This is a genomic window from Streptomyces sp. NPDC058877 (assembly GCF_042742855.1).
GTDB lineage: Bacteria > Actinomycetota > Actinomycetes > Streptomycetales > Streptomycetaceae > Streptomyces.
Map to the genome: position 1 here is coordinate 1 of NZ_JBHYMF010000263.1, position 8,141 is coordinate 8,141.

Annotated in this window: 4 protein-coding genes and 1 pseudogene; 1 reads left to right on the top strand and 4 read right to left on the bottom strand. The window is 70.1% G+C overall.

Annotated features, from left to right (window positions below; all coding sequences use genetic code 11):
- The 4 genes and pseudogenes from ACFW2Y_RS33170 to ACFW2Y_RS33185 form a co-directional block, all read right to left on the bottom strand.
- Positions 1 to 1,281, bottom strand: a 1,281-nt coding sequence (locus ACFW2Y_RS33170; RefSeq protein WP_384886647.1) for an FG-GAP repeat domain-containing protein, incomplete at its 3' end; no start/stop codon positions are given.
- A 448-nt stretch (positions 1,282 to 1,729) separates the two neighbouring features.
- A pseudogene (locus ACFW2Y_RS33175) lies at positions 1,730 to 3,241 on the bottom strand (FG-GAP repeat domain-containing protein); the annotation flags it as partial.
- 215 nt (positions 3,242 to 3,456) lie between these two features.
- Positions 3,457 to 4,149 (bottom strand): TetR/AcrR family transcriptional regulator, encoded by a 693-nt coding sequence (locus tag ACFW2Y_RS33180; RefSeq protein WP_189805565.1) that lies wholly within the window; start codon positions 4,147 to 4,149, stop codon positions 3,457 to 3,459.
- Positions 4,146 to 5,129, bottom strand: coding sequence for an acyl-CoA desaturase (locus tag ACFW2Y_RS33185; protein WP_384886650.1), 984 nt, complete (start codon positions 5,127 to 5,129; stop codon positions 4,146 to 4,148). Before ACFW2Y_RS33185 ends, ACFW2Y_RS33180 begins: the two co-directional genes overlap by 4 nt.
- A gap of 242 nt (positions 5,130 to 5,371) precedes the next feature.
- On the opposite strand from ACFW2Y_RS33185, the gene ppc reads away from it, so the two are divergent.
- Positions 5,372 to 8,101: a phosphoenolpyruvate carboxylase gene (gene ppc / locus ACFW2Y_RS33190; RefSeq protein WP_384886653.1), complete on the top strand. Its 2,730-nt coding sequence runs from the start codon at positions 5,372 to 5,374 to the stop codon at positions 8,099 to 8,101.
- Positions 8,102 to 8,141: the final 40 nt, after the last annotated feature.

Sequence of the window (8,141 nt, forward strand, 5' to 3'; positions counted from 1 at the left end):
GTCGCGGGCTAGCAGGTCGCCCTTGCCGTCGCCGGACAGGTCGCCGGGACCGACCAGGGCGTTGTAGATGTCCCAGCCGCGGCCGATGTCCTCGCCGTCGATGTAGAGGTGGCCCTCGAAGACCTCCATGAGGTCGGACGAGGCGTCGACGTCCATCGAGGAGAGGTGCCCCATGTTCGCACCCTTCCAGCCGCCGGTGTCGCTGGCCTGGACGCGCGAGCTGAGCAGGCCGGTGGTCCTCGCGCCGTACCAGTACACCGTGCCGGCGGTGTCCCGTGCCAGGACGCCTTCCTTGTCACCGGTGACCGGGTTGTTGCCCGCGCCGCCGAACTGCGGGACGTTGGCCCAGCCGCCCGTGCTGCCGATCTGCTCGCGGGGGTTGAGCAGGCCGTCGCCCTTGCCGGTGTAGTACCAGAAGGTGCCCTTCACGTCGCGGGCGATCAGCTCGCCGTTCCCGTCTCCGTTGTTGTCGCCGACGGGCATGATCTGGTTGTAGATCTGCCAGCCGTAGCCGGCCTTGACGCGGGGCGCGAAGGGACGGGCCTTGTCGCCGGTGCCGGCGTAGAACCACAGGTCCCCGGCGGTGTCCCGGCCGTACAGGTCGGCCCAGCCGTCGCCGTTGTTGTCGCCGATGCCGATGAGCTGGTCGTAGATGTTCCAGCCGCCGCCGATCTTCACCCGCGAGGCGAACGGCGCGCTGCGGTTGCCGGTCGCGTAGTACAGGTAGAGGTTGCCGTCGTGGTCGCGGGCGACCAGGTCGGCCCGGCCGTCGTCGTTCACGTCACCGGGTGCGATGACCTTGTTGTAGGTGTTCCAGCCGCGCCCTTCCCAGGCATAGGAGCCACCGGCGGGCGTGGCGTCCGTGTAGAGGCTGAGGACACCCAGCGACGAGAGCGCTAGGACCTCGGGGCCGCTGGCGTCCGCATCCTGGTTGCCGATCGGGATGACGTCCTTCGGAGGCTCGGAGAAGTACCCGAACTGGCTGTTCTGACCGGTGGTCGTGGCGGTGTAGACGTTGCCGTCCCAGCCGATGTAAATCAGGTCGCCGCTGCCGTCCCCGTCGAGGTCCGACAGCTTCGGGGAGGCGCCGACTCCGTCGGTCGCCGTGATGCCGGCGCGTGCGGCGCCGCCCGTCGGGCGCGTCAGCTTCGGCGCGGTGAAGTCGACCGCGGGCTTCTCCACGGTCGGCCGGGGCGCGGGCGAGTCCGCGGAGGCGGGGCCCGCGAGGAGCATGCCGGCGGAGAGCGCCAGGGCGGTGCAGGTCGCGAGGCGGGTGCGCATGGATCGAACAGAAAGCAAGAGATCCCCCCCAGGGATCAGGTGTCATCGAGCCGGGAACGGGGGTCCGCGACGCCTTCGCACGGCAAAGGGCACACGCGAAGGGCGAACACCTCCCGGATGTGGGGTGAGCATACCGTCCGGGGGTGACAGCGCTTCAACGAATATCGTCGGCAACGGAGGACCGCCGCACATTGCCGGACTCACTCCTCGGCACGTGCGCGTGCGCCCCGCACCGGAGGTCCGGTGCGGGGCGCACGCGCTCACGACGGATTCGGGATCACGACATGAAGTCGTAGATCTGGTAGCCGTATCCGATCTTGGCCCGGGGGGTGAACTTGCCGGGGCTGGTGTTGAGGTAGCGGTAGAGGTCGCCGCCGGGGGTGACGCCGAGGAGGTCGGCCTTGCCGTCGGCGTTGAGGTCGCCGGGGGCGATCAGCTTGGAGTAGGTGTTCCAGCCGTAGCCGATCTTGACGCGTCCCTTGAAGGGGGTGGTGGCGACGCCGGTGCCGGCGTAGAGGTAGAGGTCGCCGCCGGGGGTGCGGGCGATGAGGTCGGTGCGGCCGTCGCCGGTGTAGTCGCCGGCGCCGACGAGGGCGTTGTAGGCGCCCCAGCCGCTGCCGATCTTGATGCGCGAGGCGACTGCGGTGCCGGCGCCGTTGCCCTTGTAGAGGTAGAGGACGCCGGAGCGGTCGCGGGCTAGCAGGTCGCCCTTGCCGTCGCCGGACAGGTCGCCGGGACCGACCAGGGCGTTGTAGATGTCCCAGCCGCGGCCGATGTCCTCGCTCTCGATGTAGAGGTGGCCCTCCGGGTCGTCGTTGTACTGGAAGGCCAGGTCGGAGAAGCCGTCCCGGTCCATCGAGGACAGGTTGGTGAGCTTGAACCCGTCCCAGGTGCCCGTGTCGCTGACCGAGGTGCGCGGGGTCAGCGAGCCGGTGGTGGAGTTGGTGTACCAGTACAGCGCGCCGTTGGACGTGCCGGCGTAGACGCCTTCCTTGCCCGTGTACGGGTTGCCGCCGCCGCCGGCGAACTGCACGATGCCCGCGAAGTCGCCCGAGACGCTGGCCTGCTCACGAGCGGCCAGGGTGCCGTTGCCCTTGCCCTGGTAGTAGTAGAGCGTGCCGTAGTTGTCGCGGGCCAGGAGGTTGCCGCCCCCGGCGGGCAGGATCTGGTTGTAGATGTGCCAGCCGTAGCCGACCTTGACGCGGGGTGCGAAGGGGCGGGCCGTGTCGCCGGTGCCGGCGTAGAACCACAGGTCCCCGGCGGTGTCCCGGGCGTACAGGTCGCCCTTCCCGTCGCCGGTGCCGTCGCCCAGGCCCATGACCTGGTCGTAGATGTTCCAGCCGCCGCCGATCAGGGTCCGGGCGGCGAGCGGCGCGGACGTGTCGCCGGTGGCCAGGTACAGGTACAGCTGACCGTCCTTGGTGCGGGCGACCACGTCGGCGCGGCCGTCGCCGTTCACGTCACCGGGCGAGGTGATCTTGTTGTAGACCTGCCAGCCGCCGCCGACCCGGTGCGCGTACGGCGTGCCGCTGGGGTCGACGTCGGTGTACAGGGTGAGGGTGCCGTCCTCGGAGGCGACGAGCACCTCGGGCTCGGTCGTGGAGCCGCCCTGGTTGCCGATCGGGATGATCTCCTTCGCGACGTCGTCGCGGAAGAAGTCCAGGTTGGTGCCGTTGCCCGAGGACGTGATCGAGTGGAGGTTGCCGCCCGGGGTGCGGACGATCATGTCCTCGCTGCCGTCGCCGTCCAGGTCAGACATCAGCAGCGGGACGGCCTCGGCCGAGGCGACGCCCGCACGGGCACCGTCCTGCTTCGGGAGCGTCAGCTTCGGCGCGGTGAAGGAGGGCACCGCCTTCTCGGTCGACGGGACCGGCACCGGCGAGGCCGCGGAGGCGGGGCCCGCGAGGAGCATGCCGGCGGAGAGCGCCAGGGCGGTGCAGGTCGCGAGACGGGTACGCATGGATCGAACAGAACGCAAGAGATCCCCCCCAGGGATCAGGTGTCATGGGACCGGGTACGGGGGTCCGCGACGCCTCCACGCAGCAGCTGGCACAGGTGGAGGGCGAACGCCCGTCCGGATGTGAAAGGAGATTACCCCTCGGGCATGACAGTGCCGCAATGCGGTATCCCGGCAACCAGGAGCGACGCAGGCTGCCGGGCCCTTCCCCCGGACCGTTAGTTCTTCCGGTGCCCTATCAACCGCGGCTTCTGCTCCAGGCCGTCGAGACCGTGCCACGCCAGGTTCACCAGGTGCGCCGCGACCTCCGCCTTCTTCGGCTTGCGAACGTCCAACCACCACTGGCCCGTCAGTGCCACGCTGCCCACCAGGGCCTGTGCGTACAGCGGCGCCAGCTTCGGGTCGAAGCCGCGGGCCTTGAACTCCAGGCCGAGGATGTCCTCCACCTGCGTGGCGATGTCGCTGATCAGCGACGCGAACGTGCCCGTCGACTGCGCCACCGGCGAATCCCGCACCAGGATCCGGAAGCCGTCCGTGTAGTTCTCGATGTAGTCCAGCAGGGCGAACGCCGCCTGCTCCAGGAGCTCCCGCGGGTGCCCCGCCGTCAGCGCTCCCGTCACGCCGTCCAGGAGCTGTCGCATCTCCCGGTCGACCACGACCGCGTACAGCCCCTCCTTCCCGCCGAAGTGCTCGTACACCACCGGCTTGGAGACCCCGGCCTTCGCCGCGATCTCCTCCACCGAGGTGCCCTCGAAGCCCTTCTCCGCGAACAGGGTGCGGCCGATGTCGAGGAGCTGCTCCCGGCGCTCCGCGCCCGTCATCCGCACCCGACGCCCGCGCCGGGGCTTCTGCTCTCCGCCGCTGCTGCCGGTACCGCCGGTCCTGCCCTCGATCGCCACGTCTTCCATCATGCCGCGTCGGCGGGTGCGCTCTGGCGGCGGGCTTCGATGCGGTCCTTCGCCGGCCAGCGCACGTCCGAGGCCCAGCCCAACTGCTCGAACCAGCGGATCAGCCGTGCGCTGGAGTCGAGCTGGCCGCGCAGCACCCCGTGCCGGGCCGAGGTCGGGTCGGCGTGGTGCAGGTTGTGCCAGGACTCGCCGCAGGACAGCACCGCCAGCCACCACACGTTGCCCGAGCGGTCACGCGACTTGAACGGGCGCTTGCCCACCGCGTGGCAGATCGAATTGATCGACCAGGTGACGTGGTGGAGGAGGGCCACCCGCACCAGCGAGCCCCAGAAGAACGCCGTGAACGCACCCCACCACGACATCGTCACCAGACCGCCCACCAGCGGCGGGATCGCGAGCGACACGACCGTCCACAGCACGAACTGGCGCGAGATCCGTCGGATCGCCGGGTCCTTGATCAGATCCGGGGCGTACTTGTGCTGCGGCGTCTGCTCCTCGTCGAACATCCAGCCGATGTGCGCCCACCACAGGCCCTTCATCAGCGCCGGGACCGTCTCCCCGAACCGCCACGGCGAGTGCGGGTCACCCTCCGCGTCCGAGAACTTGTGGTGCTTGCGGTGGTCCGCCACCCAACGGACGAGCGGCCCCTCGACGGCCAACGAGCCCATGATCGCCAGCGCGATCCGCAACGGTCGCTTCGCCTTGAAGGAACCGTGGGTGAAGTACCGGTGGAAACCGATCGTGATCCCGTGGCAGCCGATGTAGTACATCGCCACCATCAGCCCCAGATCCAGCCAGCTCACCCCCCATCCCCAGGCCAGCGGTACCGCCGCCAGCAGCGCCAGGAACGGCACCGTGATGAACAGCATCAAGGTGATCTGCTCGATCGAACGCTTGCTGTCCCCGCCCAGCGTGGCGGAGGGCAGCGCCTCGGTACTGTCCGGCGCTTCGGGCGCCGATGTCATCTCGGGGCTCATGGTCATGGGTGTCCCTGGGGGGTGAGAGAGGGGGGAGTGAACGCGTCGAACGACGCCGCCGTGGCTACGCCTCCGTAACCTACGGCGTCGTAAGTATGGCAGCGCCGTGGCGCGCGGCAAGAGGGCACAAAGAGGGGCCTGGCCGCCGCCGACTGGACGGCCACCTATCCTGGGTGCGTCGGACAGCGCGGTCCGCAAGCCTCCAGAACCCCTCCAGACGTGCTCAAACACTGCAAGGAGCCGCACCTGTGAGCAGTGCCGACCAGACCCCCACCGCCAGCACCGAGCTGCGTGCCGACATCCGCCGACTGGGCGACCTCCTCGGAGAGACCCTCGTCCGCCAGGAGGGGCACGAGCTCCTCGACCTCGTCGAGCGCGTCCGCAGCCTCACCCGAGAGGACGGCGAGGCCGCCGCCGAGTTGCTCCGCGGCGTCGAACTAGAGACGGCCGCCAAGTTGGTGCGCGCCTTCTCGACCTACTTCCACCTCGCGAACGTCACCGAGCAGGTCCACCGCGGCCGCGAGATGCGCGAGAGGCGCGCCGTCGAGGGCGGCCTTCTCGCCCGCACCGCCGACATGCTCAAGGACGGTGACCCGGAGCACGTCCGTGCGACGGTCAAGAACCTCAACGTACGGCCCGTCTTCACCGCCCATCCCACCGAAGCCGCCCGCCGCTCCGTCCTCAACAAGCTGCGCCGGATCGCCGCCCTCCTGGAGACCCCGGTCATGGAGGCCGAGCGGCGTCGCCTGGACCTGCGGCTCGCCGAGAACATCGACCTCATCTGGCAGACCGACGAGCTCCGGGTGGTTCGCCCCGAGCCCGCCGACGAGGCCCGCAACGCCATCTACTACCTCGACGAGCTGCACGCCAACGCCGTCGGTGACGTCCTGGAGGACCTCGCCGCCGAGCTGGAGCGCGTCGGCTTCGAACTGCCCTCCGGCACCCGCCCGCTCACCTTCGGCACCTGGATCGGCGGCGACCGCGACGGCAACCCCAACGTCACCCCCCAGGTGACCTGGGACGTGCTGATCCTCCAGCACGAGCACGGCATCACCGATGCCCTCGAACTGGTCGACTTCCTCCGCGGGCTCCTCTCCAACTCCATCCGCTACACCGGAGCCACCCAGGAACTGCTGGACTCCCTCCAGGGCGACCTGGAGCTCCTCCCGGAGATCAGCCCCCGCTACAAGCGGCTCAACGCGGAAGAGCCGTACCGCCTCAAGGCCACCTGCATCCGGCAGAAGCTCGTCAACACCCGCGAGCGCCTCGCCCACGGCACCCCGCACCAGGAAGGCCGCGACTACCTCGGCACCGCCGACCTGATCCGCGACCTGACCCTCATCCAGACCTCGCTGCGCGAGCACCGCGGCGGACTCTTCGCCGACGGCCGCATGGACCGGGTCATCCGCACCCTCTCCGCCTTCGGCCTCCAGCTCGCCACCATGGACGTGCGTGAGCACGCCGATGCCCACCACCACGCCCTCGGTCAGCTGTTCGACCGCCTCGGTGAGGAGTCCTGGCGGTACGCGGACATGCCCCGCGACTACCGGCAGAAGCTGCTCGCCAAGGAGCTGCGCTCGCGCCGTCCGCTCGCCCCGACCCCGGCCCCGCTGGACGCCGCCGGCGAGAAGACCCTCGGCGTCTTCCACACCGTCAAGGAGGCCTTCGAGCGCTTCGGCCCGGAGGTCATCGAGTCGTACATCATCTCCATGTGCCAGGGCGCCGACGACGTCTTCGCCGCCGCCGTCCTCGCCCGCGAAGCCGGTCTGATCGACCTGCACGCGGGTTGGGCCAAGATCGGCATCGTGCCGCTCCTGGAGACCACCGACGAGCTCAAGGCCGCCGACGTCATCCTCGACGACATGCTGGCCGACCCCTCCTACCGGCGCCTCGTCTCGCTCCGCGGCGACGTGCAGGAGGTCATGCTCGGTTACTCGGACTCCTCCAAGTTCGGCGGCATCACGACCTCCCAGTGGGAGATCCACCGGGCCCAGCGCCGCCTCCGCGACGTCGCCCACCGCTACGGCGTCCGGCTGCGCCTCTTCCACGGCCGCGGCGGCACCGTCGGCCGCGGCGGCGGCCCCTCGCACGACGCGATCCTCGCCCAGCCCTGGGGAACCCTGGAGGGCGAGATCAAGGTGACCGAGCAGGGCGAGGTCATTTCCGACAAGTACCTGATCCCGTCCCTCGCCCGGGAGAACCTCGAACTGACCGTCGCCGCCACCCTGCAGGCCTCCGCCCTGCACACCGCGCCGCGCCAGTCCGACGAGGCGCTCGCCCGCTGGGACGCGGCGATGGACACCGCCTCGGAGGCCGCTCACACCGCGTACCGCAAGCTGGTCGAGGACCCGGACCTGCCCGCGTACTTCTTCGCGGCCACCCCGGTCGACCAGCTCGCCGACCTCCACCTCGGCTCCCGTCCCTCCCGCCGCCCCGATTCGGGTGCGGGTCTCGACGGACTCCGGGCCATCCCGTGGGTGTTCGGCTGGACGCAGTCCCGGCAGATCGTCCCCGGCTGGTACGGCGTCGGTTCCGGTCTGAAGGCCCTGCGGGAGGCCGGCCTCGACGCGGTCCTCGGCGAGATGTACGAGCAGTGGCACTTCTTCCGCAACTTCCTCTCCAACGTCGAGATGACGCTGGCCAAGACGGACCTGCGGATCGCCCGCCACTACGTCGACACCCTGGTCCCCGAGGACCTTCGGCACGTCTTCGCCACCATCGAGGCCGAGCACGCGCTGACCGTCGCCGAGGTCCTCAAGATCACCGGCGGCGAGCAGCTCCTGGACTCCAACCCGGTGCTCCAGCAGACCTTCGCCATCCGTGACGCCTACCTGGACCCGATCTCCTACCTCCAGGTGGCGCTGCTCGCCCGCCAGCGTGCGGACGCCGAGAGCGGCCAGGACCCGGACCCGCTGCTGGCGCGGGCCCTGCTCCTCACCGTGAACGGCGTGGCGGCCGGCCTCCGCAACACCGGCTGACGCCCGCCCCCACAGACGACGGTGCCCCCCGTGGAACTTC